The organism is Pseudomonas sp. FW305-28 (assembly GCF_017351395.1).
Taxonomy (GTDB): Bacteria; Pseudomonadota; Gammaproteobacteria; order Pseudomonadales; family Pseudomonadaceae; genus Aquipseudomonas; species Aquipseudomonas fluorescens_AA.
In genome coordinates, this window is record NZ_JACNDD010000021.1 from 21,877 (window position 1) to 41,051 (window position 19,175).

Below are 19,175 nucleotides of genomic sequence, written 5' to 3' on the forward strand. Positions count from 1 at the left end.
TCAGTTACGCAGCGACGGCCTGTTCAGCCACCGCTGGTAGCCAGAATGCTCGCCACCTGTTGCGGCTGGCAGTTGAGATAGGCCGAACGCTTGAGCCAGCCCGGGTCCGGGTACCAGGAAAACATGAATTGGCCGCCCTTGAGCTTGTCGATCACCTGCCGCGCCACTTGCGGGCGCACGGCCGGACAGCCCTGGCTGCGGCCGATACGCCCCTGGCGCACGCTCCACAGCGGATTCACGTAGTCGGCGGCATGGATCACGATGGCCCGGTCACGGGCCTGGTCATTGAAGCCCGGCTCCAGGCCGTCCATGCGCAGTGAATAGCCGTGGGTGCCCTGGTAGCTTTCCTGGGTGCGGAACAGGCCCAGGCTCGACTGATAGCTGCCCAGGCGATTGGAGAATTGCGTGGCGAAATTTTCCCCGGATTTCTGCCCATGGGCCACCAGGTCGCGCAGCACCAGCTTCTTCTGGCGCAAGTCGAAGATCCACAAGCGCCGGGCCGTGGACGGTTGCGAGTAGTCGATCACCGCCAGGTGACGGGCCTGGCCAGCGCCATTGGCGACCGCGCATTGCATGGCGCTCAAGGCACTTTTGAGCGCCAGGGGATTGAGTTCCGGCGCTGCCTGGGCGAGGCTGTGGTAAAGCGTTTGCGACTTTGCCTTTTTTTCGGCCAGCGCCGGGCTGCAAATGATGCCCAGGCCCAGCATGAGCAGGCAGAATCGGCGCAAAAAGCCCGATACAGGCGAAGGGGTTCCAACGTGGTGTTCGTTCGCGGCATCCCGTCCGATTTCGTTTGTCTGCATGATGGCGGGTCGTACCTGTCGCAAAATTCACCGTCAACGAGACGGCCATGGATTGGAGTAAAGCAGTTGTTCAAAAAGTCCGCATGTTACCTGAGCCTTTTATTGCTCACTGCGCCATTGGTCGCCACAGCCGAAGACAGCGATCCGGCACTGGTGCAGACCACCCTGGCGCAATTGGCGGCCGCGTGCCCGGACGTCGCGGTGGGTGCCGACTTTCCGACACTGCTCGACTTGCAGGCGTTCTATCAGCAAAACGCAGGCCAGGAAGTCTGGTCGGACGACGAACGACGGGGGGCGTTGCAGGTCCAGTTGCAACAACTGGCCGATGACGGTCTGGATCCCGCGCGCTATGGCTTGCCGGTCGAGGGGGTAACCCAAGTCCCTCATTGTGCCGACATCGCCATCAGCCGGCGCTACCTGCAAGCCTTGCATGACCTGCGTTTCGGCTACCTGCCTCAAGACCGGCTGGAACCGGTGTGGAAGGCCAACCCACCGCCACAGGACCACCCGGCCGTGGTACTGGCCATCGCCGGGCTGGGTCTGCAGAACCTGGCCGACGCTTTTGAACAGGCGCGGCCGAACCTGGACCTCTACCGCAACCTGCGCGGCCTCTATGCCCGGCTGCGGCAACAGCCTTTGGCCGAATGGCAAGCTGTGCCGGGCGGGCCGTTGCTGCAACCGGACAAACAGGACGCCCGCGTACCCGCCCTGGCCCAACGACTGTTCAACGAGGGTTACCTGAGTACGCCGCCGCAGGTGAGCGACGAGCACTACAGCCCCATGCTGGTGGAGGCGATGAAGAGCTTCCAGGCCCAGCATTCGTTGCAGGCCGATGGCGTGGTGGGGCCGTGGACCGTCACCGAGCTGAACATCAGCCCGGCCATGCGCCGCGAGCAGTTGCGCATCAACCTGGAGCGCATGCGCTGGCTGGCCCAGGACGTGGAGACCGATAGCGTCCTGGTCAACGTGGCGGCGGCGCAGTTGACGGTCTACCAGGGCGGCGCGCCGGTCTGGCAAACCCGCACCCAGGTGGGCCGTGCGCAACGGCAGACGCCGCTGCTCAAATCCCACGTCACCCGACTGACACTCAACCCGACCTGGACCATTCCGCCGACCATCATGCGCGAAGACAAACTGCCCGAGATCCGTCGCGATCCGGAGTTTCTCAGCCGCCACAACCTGCGGATCCTCGATGGCGATGGCCTGCCGTTGCTGGCGGAAAATATCGACTGGGAGCACCCGGGCAATCTCATGCTGCGCCAGGATCCAGGTCCGAAGAACCCGTTGGGCAAAATGGCGATCCGTTTTCCCAATCCATTTTCAGTGTACCTGCATGACACACCGAGCCAGGCGTTGTTCAGCAAAGGCCCGCGGGCCTTCAGTTCAGGCTGCGTGCGGATCGAGCAAGTGATGCACCTGCGCGACCTGCTGGTAAGCCCGGCCGAACGCGCGCGCACCGACACGTTGCTGGCCAGTGAGTCGACCCACGAGTTCAGGCTGGCCCGGCCCGTGCCGATCCTGCTCGGCTACTGGACAGCACAAGCGGACAGCCAGGGCCAGGCGGTGTATGTCCCGGATATCTACGGGCGTGACGTGACACTGTCTGCCGCCCTTGGTCGTGCGCTCTGACCTCAGGCGCATGCGGTCGCGGGCGCGTGGGTGGTTTCGTCGAGCGTTGCGAATAACCGCTGGCCGATAACGCCGGCGGCCTGCAAATGCTGTTGCGGATCGGCGGTTTCCGAGTCGAGCAAACGCTGGGAACTCACTACTCGGGCACCGCAATAACCGAAAATGCCATGGTCGATCTGCGTGGTCATCGCCTCACCGTAGCCATGGCGTTGGAAGCTGTCGGCATCGGCGCCACCGACTTCCACCAAATGGACCGGCAGGTGCTGCAGCTTCTGGATAAACGGCTTGTCGAGGCTGAAATCGAACGCCCAGCCGTTGGAAAACACCCGGTCGATCCAGCCTTTGAGCAGTGCCGGCATGGACCACCAATAAATCGGATAGACCAGCACCAACGCGTCGGCACGATCGATTCTGGCTTGTTCGGCCAGCACATCCGCGGGCGGCAAGGCCTCGCGGTGGTGCACGGCGTGGTCGGCAAAGCTGAAGCGCGGCTCGAAGCCTTCGGCAGCCAGGTCGGCGATCTCGAACGTATTTGCAGGGTTGGCGCGGGTGATGCCCTCGGCGATTTTCCCGGCCAGGCTGTGGGTGAGGGAGCGCGGATCGTGGTGGGCCACAACGATGAGTGCATGCATGGCGAAACTCCTTCTGGTCACGAGGTCTTGATGACAGGTATGCTTAAGTTACGCTTAGTAAGTTACGGTTGGTAAAGTTAGCATGTCAAGCACTGACGAACATTCGCAGGCTTCACCTCGTCGTCGTTTATCCCGGCACGACCGGCAGCGCCAATTGCTGGATGCCGCCTGGCGGCTGGTGCGCGAGGAGGGCAGTGACGCCCTGACCCTGGCCCGGCTGGCGGACCAGGCGGGGGTGACCAAACCCATCGTCTACAACCACTTCATTACCCGGTCTGGGCTGCTGGCGGCGCTTTACCAGGATTTCGATGCCCGCCAGACCGCGCTGATGGAGGCGGCCCTGGATGCCAGTGACGCCACCTTGCAAAGCCGGGCGGCGGTGATCGCTTCTTCCTACGTCGAATGCGTGTTGTTGCAAGGGCGAGAGATTCCCGGGGTGATTGCAGCGTTGACAAGCTCGCCGGAGCTGGAACGTATCAAGCGCGAATACGAGGGCATTTTCCTCGACAAGTGCCGCGCGGTGCTGGAGCCGTTCGCCGGCACGAAGGGCATCACCCAGGCCGGTTTGCGGGCGATGCTGGGAGCGGCGGAAGCATTGTCCAATGCCGCCGCTACTGGGGAAATCAGCGCTGACGAGGCGAAGGAAGAGTTGTTGGCCAGTATCGTGGCGATGGTGACCAGGACCGCCGATAACCCTTCAAGCTGACCCACCGCTATCGCGAGCAAGCTCGCTCCCACATTGGTTTGGTGTTGGTTCCAAGCTTGGTATTCACAGCTCCCACATTGGTTTGGCATGGGTCTCTGGTTGGGTGTCAACCACAAATCCCTTGTGGGAGCGAGCTTGCTCGCGATAGCGGCAGCCCATTCGACATTGGTATTGGAGCTCTCCACGCCATAGCGTTTACAATCGCCGCCCTCTCCTCTTTCCCAAGGAATCGCCATGTCCGGGCTTGAACTGTTTGCCGCAGCCCTCGGCGTGATCGCCGTCTGGTTGACCGTCAAGCAGAACCCCTGGTGCTGGCCCATCGGCCTGGTCATGGTGCTGCTGTACAGCTGGATTTTTTTCGAGGTGAAGTTGTACTCGGACATGCTGCTGCAGGTTGTCTACGCGGTGCTGCAACTCTATGGCTGGTGGCAATGGACCCGTGCCGGACGCAATCATGATGGGCGCCAGGTCAGCCGCCTCGGTGGGCCATCGGTGTTGCTCGGCCTGGCCATCGGCGCGGCAGGCAGCTTGCTGTTGGGGGCCGCCATGGCCCACTGGACGGACGCCGCCCAGCCCTGGCTCGACGCCGCGCTCACGGGGTTCAGCCTCGTGGCCCAGTGGTGGATGGCGCAAAAACGCGTGCAATGCTGGCCGCTGTGGATCGCCCTGGACGTGATTTTCGTTGGCTTGTTCATCTACAAGGGCTTGCACCTGACCGCCGCACTCTATGCCCTGTTCACCCTGCTGGCCGTGCAAGGCTGGCGCGAATGGCGCGCCGACCCGGCCCTGCGCGCATGAAGGTGGTGGTCCTGACCGGCCCGGAATCCAGCGGCAAAAGCTGGCTGGCGGCGCAATTGCAGGAACACTTCGGTGGCGTGCGGGTGGATGAGTACGTGCGCCATTTCATGGAGCAGACCCAACGCGATACCTGCCTGGCCGACATCACCGACATCGCCTCCGGCCAACTGGCCTGGGAAGACCAGGCGCGTGCCCATCGGCCGGCGCTGCTGATCCTCGACACTCACCTGTTGAGTAACATCCTCTGGAGCCAGACCCTGTTCGGCGATTGCCCGGAGTGGCTCGAACCGGCGCTGCTGGCCCGTCATTACGACCTGCACCTGTTGTTGAGCCCTGAGCAGGTCGAATGGACGGGCGACGGTTTGCGCTGCCAGCCCGAGTTGACGGAACGGCTGACGTTTTTCCAGGCGATCGAGACTTGGCTGAGGCGACATCGGCAACCTTTCCAGATCATTCAGGGCAACTGGGTGCAACGCCGCCAGCAGGTGTTTGCAGCCGTTACCCGACTGCTTGAAGCCTGAGCGCCGCTTGATTTGTTTCACTTCTGAAACAGCGCACGCGTACCAAACCCTGATTCAACCCCGTTTCATGTCCTTGTCATCAAGACTGTCAAGCTGCTGAAACACTCGCCTGAAAGCCTGGATCCAGAGCCCTGGAACGGCTGATGGCCATTTGGCCGCCAGGCGCCTGTCTCAACGCTGAAACAGTATCCCTTCCCGGGGCTCCCTGCCTTAATCCAACCCATTGAATTGGCGGGTATTTCAAAACACGGCACAACACCTGCTCTTCCCCACTTCGCAACGCTGGACCAGGGCCAGCCCACCGAAGAAGGAATCGATGCCGTGGGGACTTTCGAAAGAAGTTTGACCTGTCTGCTCGTGATCGGCTGCGCCGCCAGCGCAACGCTCAGCCTGCCAGTACAGGCCGAGGGCAACGGCGTCATCGTACTCAGCCGTGACGTACAACCCATCGCAATCGGTCGCAACGGCGGCAAAGACCCCTACCCGACCACCGTCAATGCCAACCCCTCCGAACGAATCAACCAAGCGACCGCCAGCACCGAACTGAGCGATGGCGAGTTCGCCAGCGTGGCCAGCGGCTCGTCGATCCGCAACATTGTCACCCCCAATACCGGCGTGCAGGGTTTGAACGTGGTCACCAACCCCAACGGCATGCCGGGCATGAATGCCGGTCACGGTGGCGGTAGTGGTGGCGCGATCTCAGGCACCATCAACCGCTCGTTGAGTTCCGGCCTGGCCCCGCTGGGTCGGCTGGCGGGAGGTCAGTGACATGAAGCCCGTGCTGTTTCTACTCGCCCTGCTCATGCTTTCCCTGCTCAGCTCTTTCACCGTATTTGCCGATTCGGGTGTCGCAGTGGTCAGCAGCGCCAACCTGCAGGATTCCGGCAGCCATTACACCGGCAACTTCAACGTCAACCAGGCGGCCGGCGACCAGATCCAACAAACCAACACCCGGGCCATCGCCATTGGCGACCACGCCCAGGCAAGCACCCACGTGCGGCAACGTGTCGACACCCAGGCCAACCCTTCCATGAACGCCACCGCCCGCATCGGTGGCCATTCCTTCAGCAACGGCAACGGCGTGCTGGGCGTCAACCAGTCCGCCGGGGCCAACAACCAGATGGCCAATGTCATGCGGGTGGGCATCAGTGCTCATCCGCAGAGCATGGACGACAGCGCCCTGTCCCAACAGAACGTGGCGTTGTTACCGAACTCAGGAGCAACTGGCGCCCCAACCGGCAGTCGCCAGGTCGTTACCAGCGACCAGGCCTTCACCGGCAGCCGAGGGGTAATCCAGGTGAACCAGAGCGCCGGGGTGGGGAACCGAATGGCTAACACCCTGAGCATCCGGGTCGCTGATTGACCCGGGGGCTACATAAGAAAGTACCGACACTTAACCAACGACACGCAAGGAGAAACACCATGAAACCTACAATGGCACTCAAACCATTGGTTTTCGCTCTCGCCGCGGTCATGGCAATGGCTGCACAGGCCGATGGTAACGGGCGTGGCAACGGCCACGGTAACGGCCACGGCAATCAAGGCCCAAGAGGTCCGTCGCTCGAGCAACTGCTCTCGATCAGCGCCGGGGCTGGCGCGACCGTGCTGGATGAGCAAAACAGCGACGGCAACGTCGTGACCAACCAAGCCACCCGCAACACCGCTGAAGCCACTGACTCGCTCAATGGCAGCAACGGCAACATGGGCGCCAACATTGCCGGTGGCGACGGCAACCAGCAGGACAACGCCGCCGCCCTGGCCACCGCCGACGAAAGCTTCATCTTCGGCTCGGCTGTCGCCGCCTCCAGCGCCACGCAGGTCAATAACAACAACTACGTCAAGAACAACTCCACGCAAAACAACGCCTCGCTCACCAATGCGGGCAACAACGGCTCCGGCAACATCGGTATCAACGTGACCGCCGGGAACTTCAACCAGCAGAAAAACAACCTGGCCATTGCCGTATCCGGGGGCCGTGTCGCCCAGGCCTCGGCCTCGGCTGACCAGTCCTCCACCGGCCTTGTGGTCGACAACAAAGGCGTGCGGACCTACAAGACCGACACCCTCACCAGCACCTACAGCGCCTCAGGCACATTCAAGGCCAAAGGTACCGGTACCGCCGAAGACAACGATCATGGCGGCTGGGGCAACAAAGGTGGCTACGGCGGCGGTCATGATGACGACAAGTTCAAGTTCTCCGCCGTGGGGACTTTCGAACTGGCCGGCAGCAACACCCAGCAGGTGCTGACCCGCGACGGTTGGAAAAACCCTGTGATCAACAACGCCACCATGACCAACTCCATGAACGGCTTCTCCGGTAACGGCGGCGCCAACGTGTCGGCAGGCGTGGGCAACCAGCAAAGCAACTCGCTGTCCATCGCGGCCGGCTGCAAGGCTTGCATGTAAAAAAGTACCACTGTGGGGGTAGTAGCTCTGTGGGAGCACAGCTTGCTCGCGATCGAGGTCGTCACGTACGGCCCCTCTGCTGGCTTTAAAACCGCTATCGCAAGCAAGCTTTGCTCCCACAGGCTCGCTCCCACAGGGGGCTTTTTCCTGGACGTCCACTAGGCGTATTGATCATGCGTGTCACTGCCGTTTCCCTGCTGCTCTGCCTGACGTGTATGGCTGAAGCGGCGCAGATGCCGGTCGCCGCCCTGCCTGGCGGCATGCTGGTCTACAAACCGGTGCAAAGCGTACGCGAGCGTAAATTCAGCGACATCGTCGAGCAGAAAACCGACTTCAGTTGCGGCGCCGCCGCGCTGGCCACGGTGCTGCGCCAGGCCTATTGGCTTGACGTCGATGAAGAGCACGTCATCAAAGGCATGCTGGTCAATGCCGACCAGAACCTGGTTCGCACCCAGGGGTTTTCCATGCTGGACATGAAGCGCTACGTGGAGACCATCGGCATGCGTGCCCGAGGCTACCGCATACCGCCAGAGAAACTCGAAGCGGTGACGATTCCGGTGGTAGTCCTGATGGAAATACGCGGCTACAAGCACTTCGTGGTGTTGCAGCGGGCCGACAAGCAATGGGTCTACATCGGCGACCCGGTGCTGGGGCACAAGCGCTACACCCACGATGAGTTCGTCAAAGGCTGGAACGGCATCGTCTTTGCGATCGTCGGCCCAGGCTACGACAAGACCAATGCACTACGCAGCCCTCCTCAACCCCTGACAGCCCGTAACAAGCTGGACGGTTTCAACCCGGTCAGGGATGCGGAACTGATGGACTTCGGCTTCATACAGAGCGACTTTTTCTAATCGCCGACCACTGCCAACAATAAGTACAAAAAGGAGCAGGACGCTCCGGGAGCAGCACATGAAAACGTCACACTGGCTGTCGCTGGCCTGCCTGCTCGCGACCGCCTCGGGCTATGCCCATGCCGGCTTCAAACCCATCGAAGTCAAGGACCAGGAGCTTGCCGAGCTGCGCGGTCGTTATGTCATGCCCGGCCGCGTCATCAGCTTCGGCATCGTCATGAGCAGTACCTGGCGCAACGCCAGCGGCGACTTGATCGGCGCTACCAGCACCATGCAGATCCAGGCCGCCACCGTCAAACCCGAGTTCTATGTCTCCACCATCAAGCAGACCGGCAATGGCAGCGTCCCGGAACAGGGCAGCGGCAACATTACCGGTGGCGCCGGCCTTGGCACGAGCCAGGGCGTGACCCAGAGCGTGCGTGCCGCCGGAGACGGCAACACGGCCTACAACAACGTCAACATCAATGTGAAAGAGAGCAACCAGGCGCCGGCGCTCGTGCCTTCCCAGGGCCAACTGCTGACCAAGGGCCAGACCATCAGCGGCAGCAACGCCGCCGGCAGCGTCGCGGTCACCGCCACCGGCAACGGCGTGCAAATGGCGATCCAGGCCAGCCACAACCAGGGCGGCACCCTGCAACAGGTGGCCCAGGGCGGCTTGCTGCAGAACACTCGCCTGCTGGGCAATAGCAACCTGGTCAACAACATGACGCAGCTCAACGTGGTGCTGAACAACAACGGCCCCAGTGCCGGGGCATTGGACTGCAACCTGACCCAACTGCGCGGCCTCCGTAACCTCGGTTATTGAACTACGCTGTTTTCCGACCATTGGGCAAATAGGGACGGCATATTTCATGTATCGATCCGTATCGTTGCGCGCTGTGATCTGTTTAAGCACGTTGTTCCCGGCGGCCGTGTTGCAGGCGGCCCCGGACGCCGACATCGAGGCCCTGAAACAGGAACTTCTTGAGCTCAAGCAGCGATACGAGGTCCAGCAGAAAGCCCTGGCGGTGCTCGAACAGCGGGTCCGCCAGGTAGAGGACCAACCCTCCGCGCCGCAGCCCAAGCGCCTGGCCAAATCCCCGGCCGACATGAAAGGCAACCAGACCGTGGCCGGCGGTGGCGCGACAACGGCCGGCGGCAGCGGCTACGGGCAATCCCTGGCCGATGACTCCCAGCCGGCCCAGAGTGTCTCCAATCTCTATGACGAGGCCAGCGGCTTCTTCGGCGGCGGCAAGTTCAGTTTCGAGACCGGCGTGACCTATTCGCGCTACGACACGCGGCAACTGATCCTCAACGGCTTCCTGGCCCTGGATTCGATTTTCCTGGGCAACATCAACCTCGACCGGATCAAGGCCGACACCTGGACGCTGGACCTCACCGGTCGCTATAACTTCGATAATCGCTGGCAGTTCGACCTCAATGTGCCGGTGGTCTACCGCGAATCCACGTATCAGTCAGGCGGCGCGAACAACGGCGCGGCCGGGGTCACCAGCGAAGAAACCGTGACCCGCGACCCGACCATCGGCGACGTCAACTTCGGCATCGCCTACAAGTTCATGGATGAGTCGATCAACTCTCCAGACGCGGTGGTCACCCTGCGAGTCAAGGCGCCCACCGGCAAGGACCCGTTTGGCATCAAGCTGCGCCAATCCCAGGCCAACACCAACCTGTTCGTACCTGACGACCTGCCCACCGGCAATGGCGTGTGGTCGATCACGCCTGGGCTCTCGCTGGTCAAGACCTTCGACCCGGCGGTCCTGTTCGGTACCCTGTCCTACACCCATAACTTCGAAGAATCGTTCGACGACATCAGTTCCACAGTCAACCAGAAGGTACCGGGCAAAGTGCGGATCGGCGACAGCTTCCAGCTCGGTGCGGGCATTGCCTTTGCCTTGAACGAGAAGATGAGCATGTCATTCTCGGTCTCCGACCTGATCCAAAAGAAAAGCAAGCTCAAACAGGACGGTGGCGACTGGGAGTCGGTGACCTCCAGCGACGCCAACGCCGGTTACTTCAACATCGGCATGACCGTCGCCGCGTCCGACAACCTGACCATCGTGCCCAACCTGTCCATCGGGCTGACCGACGATGCGCCGGACTTCACCTTTAGCCTGAAATTCCCGTATTACTTCTGATGCGCTCAGGGATATGTGATGAGCGCACTGCACAACCCTTGTGGGAGCGAGCTTGCTCGCGATAAGGCCTTTTCAGTCAGCATTGATACTGAATGAGAGGACGCTATCGCGAGCAAGCTCGCTCCCACAATGGGTTGTGTAGGCTGCTCTAGCGAATCTGATGCTTGTGCAGCAGACGGTAGAACGTCGGCCGGGATACGCCCAGCACCCGGGCGGCCACGCTCAGGTTGTCGCTGTGCCGGTTGAGCACATCGCTCAAGGCCTGGCGCTCGGCGCGAGTCTTGTAATCCTCCAGCGTGCCCATCGGTGCCGCGACGCCCTGGTGGCTGGCCAGGCCGAGGTCCCGGGCTTCGATTTGCCGCCCTTCAGCCAGCACCAGCCCGCGACGGACGCGGTTGGCCAGCTCCCGCACATTCCCGGGCCAGTCGTGCATGCCCATCGCCACCAATGCATCCTCGCTGAAACTGCGGGGGCGGCGGCCGGTTTCCTGGCTGTAGAAATGGGAAAAGTGGCTGGCGAGCATCGCCAGGTCGCCATGGCGTTCGCGCAAGGGCGCCATCGCCACTTGCAGCACGTTCAGGCGGTAGTAGAGATCCTCGCGAAAACGCTTTTGCTCGATGGCCGCCTCAAGGTCCACATGGGTGGCCGCCAAGACCCGCACATCGACCGCAATCGGCTGGCTGCCACCGACCCGTTCAATGTGTTTTTCCTGCAGGAAACGCAACAGGTTGGCCTGCAATTCCAACGGCAGGTCGCCAATTTCATCGAGAAACAGCGTGCCCCCGTGGGCCGCCTCGATCCGTCCGATCTTGCGTTGGTGAGCGCCGGTAAACGCGCCCTTTTCATGCCCGAACAGCTCCGATTGGATCAGGTGTTCAGGAATGGCGCCGCAGTTGATGGCGATGAACGGCTTGTTGCGCCGATGAGACTGACAATGCAGGGTGCGCGCCACCAGTTCCTTGCCGGTGCCGCTCTCGCCGCGAATCAACACCGGCGACTCGGCAGGCGCCAACTTGCTCAATAACTTGCGCAGTTCGCGGATCGGCTTGCTGTCGCCCAGCAGTTCATGTTCGGGCCGTTCGATGTGAATCGAGCCCTGCCCCCGCAAGCGCGCCATGCCAAACGCCCGGCCCAGTGTTACTTGGACCCTGGACACGTCGAACGGCAAGGTATGGAAGTCAAAAAACCATTCGCAGACAAAATCACCGACGTTTTGCAGGCGCAATACTTCCTGGCTGAGCACGGCGATCCATTCGGTGCCGCTCCGGCTGATCAACTCCTTGACCGCTTCCGGACGCTCCAGGTGAAAAGGCTGCAAGCGCAACAGGCCGACGTCACAGGTTCGATCGCCGGCGTGTTCGAGGGCGCAGCTGTCCACGTCCCAACCAATGGTGCGCAGAGCTGGCAACAGGCGATGGCAATCGTCGCAGGGATCAACCACGAGCAGACGACGTGACGTACTGGCTTCGACCATGACTGATCCTTGGCGCCAAAATAAAGAAATATGATTAGAAACAGTCGTTTGGCTAACCTGCATGTAACAGTAGCAAGAAGTTGACGCACCCTTGTATCAATTGATTATCGAGATCGCCTCAAACTGGTTATAAGCGAGCGTTTCGTTAGTTGTTATGGGCGCTTTTCTTTCAGGAGGCTTTCAAACAAAAGAGCAAAAGCCTGGTCTGAAAGAAAATCGAAATTTATTTAAATAATGTGTGACCCGCCTACCGGTTCGGGACATCAGTACAAGTAACCAGCCGCACGGTACGCCCAACCGACGGCACATCATTTGTTTGGGCACACTTGAGAGAAAATGCCATGAACGCCCCGCTCCGTATCAACGAAGCTCTTTTGATTGCCGACCGCGCATTCCGTCCTTTCCAATGCGTGGCCTGGGCTCCACAAGACGGTAACGGCGAACTTAGCCTGACCGTCATCGACCGTACCAATACCCATATTGGCCGCACTCAGATTCCAAGCAGCGCCTATACCGACCCGGTCCAACTGGCCGATCTGTTGAAACAGGCCCGTGCCGAATTGAGCCAGGAAGGCTATACCTTGCAATCCTGGTCGATGCCCGAATAAACCGCCGATAGAGCCTGTTATCGATTGCAGGCTTGGCATTGGGTTGTAAAGCCATTGTTATGGCACGCATCGCCCCTGTAACTGCAGTACCTGACAGTTGTGCATTGTCACATTCAGGGATTGAATGTTGCCCTCATGCAGTCATCGCCCCTTCGGGCCGGTCGACACGCAAGGAGAGGCAGGCATGCTCGATCAGTTCGCGTTTGAACTCCCCCCGGCCATGACCCACGCCGGGCAACTTGACCCAGGCTTTGCCGCCAACGGCAAAGCCTGGGTTCATTTCGAAGGCAGCACCTCGAGCCTGATCACCGGCTTGACCCTCGACCGTGCCGGCCGAATCCTCGTCGCGGCCAGGATCGAGACCGCCCATGGCAGCCGGTTCGGGCTGGCGCGACTCAACCATGACGGCTCCACCGATCCCGGTTTCGGCAGCCACGGCTGCGTGATCGGCGCATTCGAACAGGGCTTCGAAGCGACGGCGGGCAAAGTGATCGAGCTGCCCGACGGGCACATCCTGCTGTCCGGCCTGCACTATGAAAACAACGAACACACCCTTCCCGCCCTGGCGCTGTTCGATCAGCAGGGCCATGCCGTCCAGAGCTTCGGCAATGCTGGCCGACACCTCATCCGGCTCTGCGGCCACCTCTCCCAAGGCCTGCGCGATCCCTGGCTGCCGCCCGGCGTGCCAGGCCTCGAGGCCTGCGACATGCAAGTGCAGGCCGATGGCCGGATTCTCTTGCTCGCCAACCATCACTATCAATTGTCCGACCATGTCGGTGTATTGATCCGACTCCTGCCGGACGGGGCCCTGGATACCTCGTTCAACGGTCGCGGTTTCGTGATGGTCCGACGGGCTTTGAAAAATACCTGGCTCGGCTGCCTGATGCTCCAGGCTGACGGCCATATCGTCGTCGGCGGCGCCATTGACTTGCCCCAGCATGGCTTGATCGCCCGTTATGACAGCAGCGGCAAGCTCGATGACAGCTTCGGCGAAGAGGGCTTCCTGTCCATCCTGGCGCAGGGTCATAGCGTGATGGTCAGCCAGATCGTTCAGGATGCGAGCGGCAATCTACAAGCCTTTGGCAGCAGCCGCGATCCGATGCATAGCCTGTCCCTGAAAGTGCGCCTGGACGGCACGCCGGACCGTCATTGCAACCAAGGCCAGTGCCAGCTCATGGCAATCGGGCGCAACGCCAGCCAGTGGACGGCGGCCCAGCTTCAACCGGACGGCAAGCTCGTGACCGCTGGCGCGACCATTGGCGGCATCGAAGCCGACTTCGTGCTCGCCCGGCATTTGCCGGATGCCAGCCTCGATCCGGATTTCGGTGAAGGCAAAGGCTGGGTTCGCACTCGACTCGGTTACAGCCTGGACACCGCCACCGCCCTGGCGCTGCAGGCTGATGGCAGAATCCTGGTGGGCGGCTACTCGCTCCAGGGGCATTATCGGGCGGTGGTTGCGCGGTATTGGGCCTGAGTCAGATCGTCGTGGGCGAACGGTATTCATGCCTAGGCTTGATATTCCCCATTTGTTACGGCAAGTTGCGCGCTTCTAATTAAAAGGAGCAGCCGATGTCCGGTTCGATGGCTCAAGCTTTCGCGCACAACTTTCTTGGGCATTCCCCGCGCTGGTACAAGGCGTGCATCATCACGTTCCTGATTCTCAATGCCTTGGTGCTGTGGACCCTCGGCCCGGTGGTCGCCGGCTGGATGCTGGTCGTGGAGTTCATCTTCACCCTCGCCATGGCCCTCAAATGCTACCCGCTGATGCCCGGTGGGCTGCTACTGGTCGAAGCCCTGCTGTTGGGCATGACCAGCCCCAAGGCGCTGTACGATGAATTGCTGCACAACTTCCCGGTCATCCTGCTGCTGATGTTCATGGTGGCCGGAATCTACTTCATGAAGGACCTGCTGCTGTTCCTGTTCTCACGCCTGCTCCTGGGTGTGCGCTCCAAGGCACTGTTGGCCTTGATGTTCTGCTTTCTCTCGGCATTTCTGTCGGCATTCCTCGATGCCTTGACCGTCACGGCGGTGATCATCAGCGCCGCGGTGGGCTTTTATTCGGTGTACCACCGCGTGGCATCGGGCAACGATCCGCGCCAGGACAGCAGCGTCGATGAAGACCACGACCTGCCGTCGCTGCACCATGGCGACCTGGAACAGTTCCGGGCATTCCTGCGCAGCCTGCTGATGCATGGTGCCGTCGGCACGGCGCTGGGCGGTGTCTGCACCCTGGTGGGCGAACCGCAGAACCTGCTGATCGGCCATGAGATGGGCTGGCATTTCGCTGATTTCTTCGTGAAAGTCGCTCCTGTGTCGCTGCCAGTGCTGGTTGCCGGGCTGCTGACCTGCGTGGCGCTGGAGAAACTGCGCTGGTTCGGGTACGGCACGCTCCTGCCCCAAAACGTGCGCGCGGTACTGGCCGACTACGCCGAGCAGGACAATCGCGAACGCACCGCACGCCAGCGCGCAGCCCTGATCGTCCAGGGTCTTGCCGCGCTTATCCTGATCGTCTGCCTGGCCTTGCACATTGCCGAAGTCGGCCTGATCGGCTTGATGGTCATCGTCTTGATTACCGCCTTCACCGGCATCACCGACGAGCATCGGCTGGGCAATGCGTTCAAGGACGCCATGCCGTTCACGTCGCTGCTGGTGGTGTTCTTTGCAGTGGTGGCGGTCATTCACGACCAGCAGTTGTTTACGCCGCTGATCCAGTGGGTCCTGGCCCTGCCCGCCGACCAGCAGCCCGGCATGCTGTTCATTGCCAACGGCCTGCTCTCGGCCATCAGCGACAACGTGTTCGTGGCGACCATCTACATCACCGAGGTCAAGCAGGCCTTCGTCTCCGGCCACATCAGCCGCGAACAGTTCGAGACCCTGGCGGTGGCCATCAACACCGGCACCAACCTGCCGAGTGTCGCGACACCGAACGGCCAGGCTGCGTTCCTGTTTCTGCTGACCTCGGCGATTGCGCCGCTGATTCGCCTGTCCTATGGCCGGATGGTCTGGATGGCCCTGCCCTACACCGTGGTGATGGGCGGTTTGGGCTGGTATGCGGTGACTTACTGGCTGTAACCCTTGTGGGAGCGAGCTTGCTCGCGATGAGGTTTCAGCCAGCATTCATGTTGAATGACAGACCGCTATCGCGAGCAAGCTCGCTCCCACAAGAGGTCAGGCGGTCTATCGCGGCAGGATGTACCGCTCGATCGCCAGGGCTGCGCCGTCTTCGGTCACGGCGGAGGTCACTACATCCGCCTGGCGCCTGATCGCCTCCTCCGCCTGGCCCATGGCAATCGACAACCCCGCCCGGTGAAACATCGCCGGGTCGTTGCCACCGTCACCCATGGCCGCGGTCTGCTCCAGCGGCACGTCGAGGAAGGCGGCCAGGGTCGACAGCGCTTCCCCTTTGTTCGCCTTCATCGCCGTCACATCCAGGTAGATCGGTTGCGAACGCGACACCTGGGCCTGGCCCTTGAGCAGCGGATGCAGCCGAGCCTCCAGCTCCACCAGCAGGTCGGTGTTGGCGCTGGTGGCGACGATCTTGTCGATCCGCTCCAGGTAAGGCTCGAAACTCTCGACTTCGACCGGCGGGTAGCCCAGGCCACGCGTCTCCACCGGCACCATCGGCCCGTGGGCGTCGCGCACCAGCCAGTCGCCATCGGCGAATACCCAGACTTCGATGCCCGGCTGATCGGCGTACAGCGCCAGGGTGGCCAGTGCAGCCTCCGGCGGCAGGTAGTGGACAGCGAGGAAACTGCCGTCGGGATGAACCAGCGTGCCGCCATTGAACGCCGCCGTGGGCAGGTCGACGCCCAGGGCCTCGATCTGCTGCAGCATGGCCCGCGGCGGCCGACCGGTGGCGAGGCTGAACAGCACACCGGCTTCACGCAATGCGCGAACCGCGGCGATGGTGCGCTGGTTGAGACTGTGATCAGGCAGCAGCAGTGTGCCGTCCATGTCGCTGAGTAAAAACCGGATGGGGTGCTTCACCAGATCACTCATCCGAGGCCGTGCCAGACGCGATTGTCGCGGGTCAGCAAGTCATCGGCCGCCGCCGGGCCATCTTCACCGGCCTTGTAGGGCTGGACCGTTGCGTCCTGCCGCCAGGCGTCGAGGAACGGCTGCACGGCGCGCCAGCCGTTTTCGATGTTGTCGGCGCGCTGGAACAGCGTCTGGTCACCGGTCAGGCAATCGTAGATCAGGGTTTCGTAACCCGTGGACGGCTGCATTTCGAAGAAGTCCTTATAGGCAAAGCCCAATTCGATATTGGCCATGTCGAGCGCCGGCCCCGGCCGCTTGGCCAGCAGGTCGAACCACATGCCTTCATTGGGCTGAATCTGGATTCTCAGGTACGTGGGTTGCAATTCGTCGACTTCAGTGTCGCGAAACTGCGCGTAAGGCGCCGGTTTGAAGCAGATGACGATCTCCGTGTCTCGCACGCTCATGCGCTTGCCGGTACGCAGGTAGAACGGTACGCCCACCCAACGCCAGTTATCGATCATGACCTTGAGGGCCACGTACGTCTCGGTGTTGCTGTCGGCGGCGACGTTGGCTTCCTGGCGATAACCGGTCACTGCCTTGCCAGCGACTTCACCGGCGGTGTACTGGCCGCGGATCGAGTTGGCGCGGGCCTGTTCCACCGACCAGGGCCGGATCGCCCCGACGACCTTGGCTTTTTCCCCACGCACGGCGTCGGCCCCAAACGCCGCTGGCGGCTCCATGGCCACCATCGCCAGCAGTTGGAACAGGTGGTTGGGCACCATGTCCCGCAGGGCGCCGGTGTGTTCATAAAAACTGCCACGGGTTTCCACACCGACGGTTTCGGCGGCGGTGATTTGTACGTGGTCGATGTAGTGGTTGTTCCAGAACGCCTCGAACAGGCTGTTGGAAAAACGACTGACCAGAATGTTCTGCACCGTCTCCTTACCCAGGTAATGGTCGATGCGATAGATCTGTTTCTCGCTCATGACCTTGAGCAGGCAGGCGTTCAGCGCTTCGGCGGTTTGCAGGTCGGAACCGAACGGTTTTTCGATCACCACCCGCCGGAAAGCCCCCTCCTGCTCCTGAAGCAGCCCGGCCGCACCGAGGCGGCTGACCACTTCACTGAAAAAGCGCGGCGCGGTCGCCAGGTAGAAGACCGCGTTGCCGGTGCCGCTGGCAGCGATTTTCGCCGCCAGCGCCTGGTAGGTGTCGTCATCGAGGAAGTCACCCTGGACATAGCTGATGCCCTGGGCCAGCTTGGCCCACAGCGCCGGGTCGAGCACGCGGTCGGCATCACCGCCCTTGCTCGCCGCTTCGTTACGGATGAAATCTTCGAGTTTCTTGGCAAAATCCACATCGCTGATGGCGTTGTGGTCAACCCCGACGATACGCAGCCCATCGTCCAGCAGACCGTCGCGACTGAGGTGGTAAAGCGCCGGCATGAGCAGGCGCTTGACCAGATCGCCATGGGCGCCGAACAGGAACAACGTGGTCGGCGGCGCGGGTTCTGCCTTGGATTTGCTGGCGATCGAGGTCATTTCTTCGGCGTCTCCACGTGGCCGCCAAAGCCGAAGCGCATGGCCGAGAGCATTTTGTCGCCGTAGGTACTTTGCTGGCGCGAGCGGAAGCGGGCGAACAGCGAGCTGGACAGGACCGGAACCGGCACGGCTTGCTCAATGGCGGCCTCGATGGTCCAGCGCCCTTCCCCACTGTCGGCGACTTCACCGGAAAAGCCGTCCAGTTTCGGATCGCTGGCCAACGCGTCGGCGGTCAAGTCCAGCAACCAGGACGACACCACGCTGCCGCGACGCCAGACTTCGGCGATATCGGCCACGTTCAGGTCGAAACGCTGCTCCGCTGGCAGGCTTTCGCTGGATTTGGTCTTGAGGATGTCAAAGCCCTCGGCGAAGGCCTGCATCATGCCGTATTCAATGCCGTTGTGGATCATCTTCACGAAATGCCCCGAACCCGCCGGGCCCGCGTGGATATAGCCACGCTCGGCACGGTCATCGTCGGATTTGCGGTCACGGGTGCGCGGGATGTCGCCCATGCCCGGCGCCAGGCTGTCGAACAACGGGTCCAGGCGCTTCACCACCTCGGCCTCGCCGCCAATCATCATGCAGTAACCGCGCTCCAGGCCCCAGACACCGCCGGAGGTGCCGACATCGATGTAGCTCAGGCCTTTTTCCGACAGGGCCTGGGCGCGACGGATGTCGTCCTTGTAATACGTGTTACCGCCATCAATGATCACGTCGCCCGGCTCGAGCAGTTCGCTGAGGACGTTGATGGTGTCTTCGGTGGGTGCTCCGGCCGGCAGCATGACCCAGACCGCCCGTGGCTTTTCCAGACCGGCGACCAGCGCCGGCAGGTCCGCGACGCCCGTGGCGCCTTCCTGGCGCAGGTTTTCGACAAAAGCGGCATTGCGGTCATAGACGACGGTGGCGTGCCCATTGAGCATCAGGCGCCGCGCAATATTGCCGCCCATGCGGCCCAGTCCAATGATCCCGAGTTGCATGTGCTGATGCTCCCTACTACAAATAAAGGTGTGTCAAAGATTTAACACTATCGACTAATGGAGGTTAGTCCAGAGCATTGCTGCATAGTTTCCGGGTAATTCGAGCGATCACAAGG

At 61.7% G+C, this 19,175-nt stretch carries 19 protein-coding genes; 13 read left to right on the forward strand and 6 right to left on the reverse strand.

The genetic code is table 11. From position 1 onward, the window contains the following. Positions 1 to 23: 23 nt before the first annotated feature. A complete protein-coding gene (locus J4E53_RS07405) occupies positions 24 to 707 on the reverse strand; it encodes a murein L,D-transpeptidase catalytic domain family protein (RefSeq protein ID WP_060743207.1) in 684 nt (227 codons plus the stop codon). Positions 708 to 869: 162 nt separating this feature from the next. On the opposite strand from J4E53_RS07405, the gene J4E53_RS07410 reads away from it, so the two are divergent. Further along, positions 870 to 2,432: a murein L,D-transpeptidase gene (locus tag J4E53_RS07410; protein WP_103309975.1), complete on the forward strand. Its 1,563-nt coding sequence runs from the start codon at positions 870 to 872 to the stop codon at positions 2,430 to 2,432. A gap of 2 nt (positions 2,433 to 2,434) precedes the next feature. Here the strand turns inward: J4E53_RS07410 and J4E53_RS07415 are convergent, their stop codons facing one another. Further along, on the reverse strand, positions 2,435 to 3,064 hold the full coding sequence (locus J4E53_RS07415) for an NAD(P)H-dependent oxidoreductase (RefSeq protein ID WP_103309974.1): 630 nt from the start codon (positions 3,062 to 3,064) through the stop codon (positions 2,435 to 2,437). An 82-nt stretch (positions 3,065 to 3,146) separates the two neighbouring features. Between J4E53_RS07415 and J4E53_RS07420 the strand changes: the two genes are divergently transcribed. The 9 genes from J4E53_RS07420 to J4E53_RS07460 all read left to right on the forward strand — a co-directional run bounded on the left by J4E53_RS07420 (position 3,147) and on the right by J4E53_RS07460 (position 10,484). After that, on the forward strand, positions 3,147 to 3,770 hold the full coding sequence (locus J4E53_RS07420) for a TetR/AcrR family transcriptional regulator (RefSeq protein ID WP_103309972.1): 624 nt from the start codon (positions 3,147 to 3,149) through the stop codon (positions 3,768 to 3,770). Positions 3,771 to 4,004: 234 nt separating this feature from the next. Continuing rightward, positions 4,005 to 4,568: a nicotinamide riboside transporter PnuC gene (pnuC, locus tag J4E53_RS07425; protein ID WP_060742550.1), complete on the forward strand. Its 564-nt coding sequence runs from the start codon at positions 4,005 to 4,007 to the stop codon at positions 4,566 to 4,568. Further along, entirely contained in the window at positions 4,565 to 5,089 is a 525-nt protein-coding gene (locus tag J4E53_RS07430) for an AAA family ATPase (RefSeq protein WP_060743230.1), read from the forward strand. Before pnuC ends, J4E53_RS07430 begins: the two co-directional genes overlap by 4 nt. Positions 5,090 to 5,410: 321 nt before the next feature. Then, positions 5,411 to 5,857, forward strand: coding sequence for a hypothetical protein (locus J4E53_RS07435; RefSeq protein WP_060742551.1), 447 nt, complete (start codon positions 5,411 to 5,413; stop codon positions 5,855 to 5,857). A gap of 1 nt (position 5,858) precedes the next feature. Beyond that, a complete protein-coding gene (locus tag J4E53_RS07440) occupies positions 5,859 to 6,452 on the forward strand; it encodes an adhesin (RefSeq protein WP_103308290.1) in 594 nt (197 codons plus the stop codon). A 59-nt stretch (positions 6,453 to 6,511) separates the two neighbouring features. Beyond that, positions 6,512 to 7,495, forward strand: coding sequence for a hypothetical protein (locus J4E53_RS07445; protein ID WP_060742553.1), 984 nt, complete (start codon positions 6,512 to 6,514; stop codon positions 7,493 to 7,495). A gap of 173 nt (positions 7,496 to 7,668) precedes the next feature. Beyond that, positions 7,669 to 8,349 (forward strand): C39 family peptidase, encoded by a 681-nt coding sequence (locus tag J4E53_RS07450; protein WP_060742554.1) that lies wholly within the window; start codon positions 7,669 to 7,671, stop codon positions 8,347 to 8,349. A 58-nt stretch (positions 8,350 to 8,407) separates the two neighbouring features. Continuing rightward, a complete protein-coding gene (locus J4E53_RS07455; RefSeq protein ID WP_060742555.1) occupies positions 8,408 to 9,154 on the forward strand; it encodes a hypothetical protein in 747 nt (248 codons plus the stop codon). A 46-nt stretch (positions 9,155 to 9,200) separates the two neighbouring features. After that, positions 9,201 to 10,484, forward strand: coding sequence for a transporter (locus J4E53_RS07460; protein ID WP_060742556.1), 1,284 nt, complete (start codon positions 9,201 to 9,203; stop codon positions 10,482 to 10,484). 148 nt (positions 10,485 to 10,632) lie between these two features. On the opposite strand, the gene J4E53_RS07465 is transcribed toward J4E53_RS07460, so the two are convergent. Next, complete coding sequence (locus tag J4E53_RS07465; protein ID WP_060742557.1) at positions 10,633 to 11,958, reverse strand: sigma-54 dependent transcriptional regulator; 1,326 nt, start codon at positions 11,956 to 11,958, stop codon at positions 10,633 to 10,635. Between the two features lie 341 nt (positions 11,959 to 12,299). Between J4E53_RS07465 and J4E53_RS07470 the strand changes: the two genes are divergently transcribed. From J4E53_RS07470 to nhaB, 3 genes are all read left to right on the forward strand, one after another. Further along, a complete protein-coding gene (locus tag J4E53_RS07470; protein WP_013693488.1) occupies positions 12,300 to 12,566 on the forward strand; it encodes a hypothetical protein in 267 nt (88 codons plus the stop codon). A 184-nt stretch (positions 12,567 to 12,750) separates the two neighbouring features. Beyond that, complete coding sequence (locus tag J4E53_RS07475) at positions 12,751 to 14,040, forward strand: hypothetical protein (protein WP_103308291.1); 1,290 nt, start codon at positions 12,751 to 12,753, stop codon at positions 14,038 to 14,040. Between the two features lie 95 nt (positions 14,041 to 14,135). Further along, positions 14,136 to 15,638, forward strand: coding sequence for a sodium/proton antiporter NhaB (gene nhaB, locus J4E53_RS07480; RefSeq protein WP_103308292.1), 1,503 nt, complete (start codon positions 14,136 to 14,138; stop codon positions 15,636 to 15,638). Between the two features lie 105 nt (positions 15,639 to 15,743). Here nhaB and J4E53_RS07485 read toward each other — a convergent pair whose 3' ends face one another. The 3 genes from J4E53_RS07485 to gnd are packed head-to-tail and all read right to left on the reverse strand — an operon-like array spanning position 15,744 to position 19,083. After that, the gene (locus J4E53_RS07485) at positions 15,744 to 16,565 is read right to left on the reverse strand and encodes an HAD family hydrolase (protein ID WP_103308294.1); all 822 of its coding nucleotides are present in this window, start codon (positions 16,563 to 16,565) and stop codon (positions 15,744 to 15,746) included. Next, positions 16,562 to 18,082 (reverse strand): glucose-6-phosphate dehydrogenase, encoded by a 1,521-nt coding sequence (zwf, locus tag J4E53_RS07490; RefSeq protein WP_060742561.1) that lies wholly within the window; start codon positions 18,080 to 18,082, stop codon positions 16,562 to 16,564. The genes J4E53_RS07485 and zwf overlap by 4 nt, the downstream gene beginning before the upstream one ends. Then, positions 18,079 to 19,083, reverse strand: coding sequence for a phosphogluconate dehydrogenase (NAD(+)-dependent, decarboxylating) (gene gnd / locus J4E53_RS07495; RefSeq protein WP_256587142.1), 1,005 nt, complete (start codon positions 19,081 to 19,083; stop codon positions 18,079 to 18,081). Before gnd ends, zwf begins: the two co-directional genes overlap by 4 nt. Positions 19,084 to 19,175: the final 92 nt, after the last annotated feature.

Excerpts from the sequence above, each read along its gene's own strand:
- J4E53_RS07405 (WP_060743207.1), bottom strand. The coding sequence starts at position 707 with ATGCTGGGCCTGGGCATCATTTGCAGCCCGGCGCTGGCCGAAAAAAAG.
- J4E53_RS07415 (WP_103309974.1), bottom strand. The coding sequence starts at position 3,064 with ATGCATGCACTCATCGTTGTGGCCCACCACGATCCGCGCTCCCTCACC.
- J4E53_RS07420 (WP_103309972.1), top strand. The coding sequence starts at position 3,147 with ATGTCAAGCACTGACGAACATTCGCAGGCTTCACCTCGTCGTCGTTTA.
- pnuC (WP_060742550.1), top strand. The coding sequence starts at position 4,005 with ATGTCCGGGCTTGAACTGTTTGCCGCAGCCCTCGGCGTGATCGCCGTC.
- J4E53_RS07430 (WP_060743230.1), top strand. The coding sequence starts at position 4,565 with ATGAAGGTGGTGGTCCTGACCGGCCCGGAATCCAGCGGCAAAAGCTGG.
- J4E53_RS07440 (WP_103308290.1), top strand. The coding sequence starts at position 5,859 with ATGAAGCCCGTGCTGTTTCTACTCGCCCTGCTCATGCTTTCCCTGCTC.
- J4E53_RS07445 (WP_060742553.1), top strand. The coding sequence starts at position 6,512 with ATGAAACCTACAATGGCACTCAAACCATTGGTTTTCGCTCTCGCCGCG.
- J4E53_RS07450 (WP_060742554.1), top strand. The coding sequence starts at position 7,669 with ATGCGTGTCACTGCCGTTTCCCTGCTGCTCTGCCTGACGTGTATGGCT.
- J4E53_RS07455 (WP_060742555.1), top strand. The coding sequence starts at position 8,408 with ATGAAAACGTCACACTGGCTGTCGCTGGCCTGCCTGCTCGCGACCGCC.
- J4E53_RS07460 (WP_060742556.1), top strand. The coding sequence starts at position 9,201 with ATGTATCGATCCGTATCGTTGCGCGCTGTGATCTGTTTAAGCACGTTG.
- J4E53_RS07465 (WP_060742557.1), bottom strand. The coding sequence starts at position 11,958 with ATGGTCGAAGCCAGTACGTCACGTCGTCTGCTCGTGGTTGATCCCTGC.
- J4E53_RS07470 (WP_013693488.1), top strand. The coding sequence starts at position 12,300 with ATGAACGCCCCGCTCCGTATCAACGAAGCTCTTTTGATTGCCGACCGC.
- J4E53_RS07475 (WP_103308291.1), top strand. The coding sequence starts at position 12,751 with ATGCTCGATCAGTTCGCGTTTGAACTCCCCCCGGCCATGACCCACGCC.
- nhaB (WP_103308292.1), top strand. The coding sequence starts at position 14,136 with ATGTCCGGTTCGATGGCTCAAGCTTTCGCGCACAACTTTCTTGGGCAT.
- J4E53_RS07485 (WP_103308294.1), bottom strand. The coding sequence starts at position 16,565 with ATGAGTGATCTGGTGAAGCACCCCATCCGGTTTTTACTCAGCGACATG.
- zwf (WP_060742561.1), bottom strand. The coding sequence starts at position 18,082 with ATGACCTCGATCGCCAGCAAATCCAAGGCAGAACCCGCGCCGCCGACC.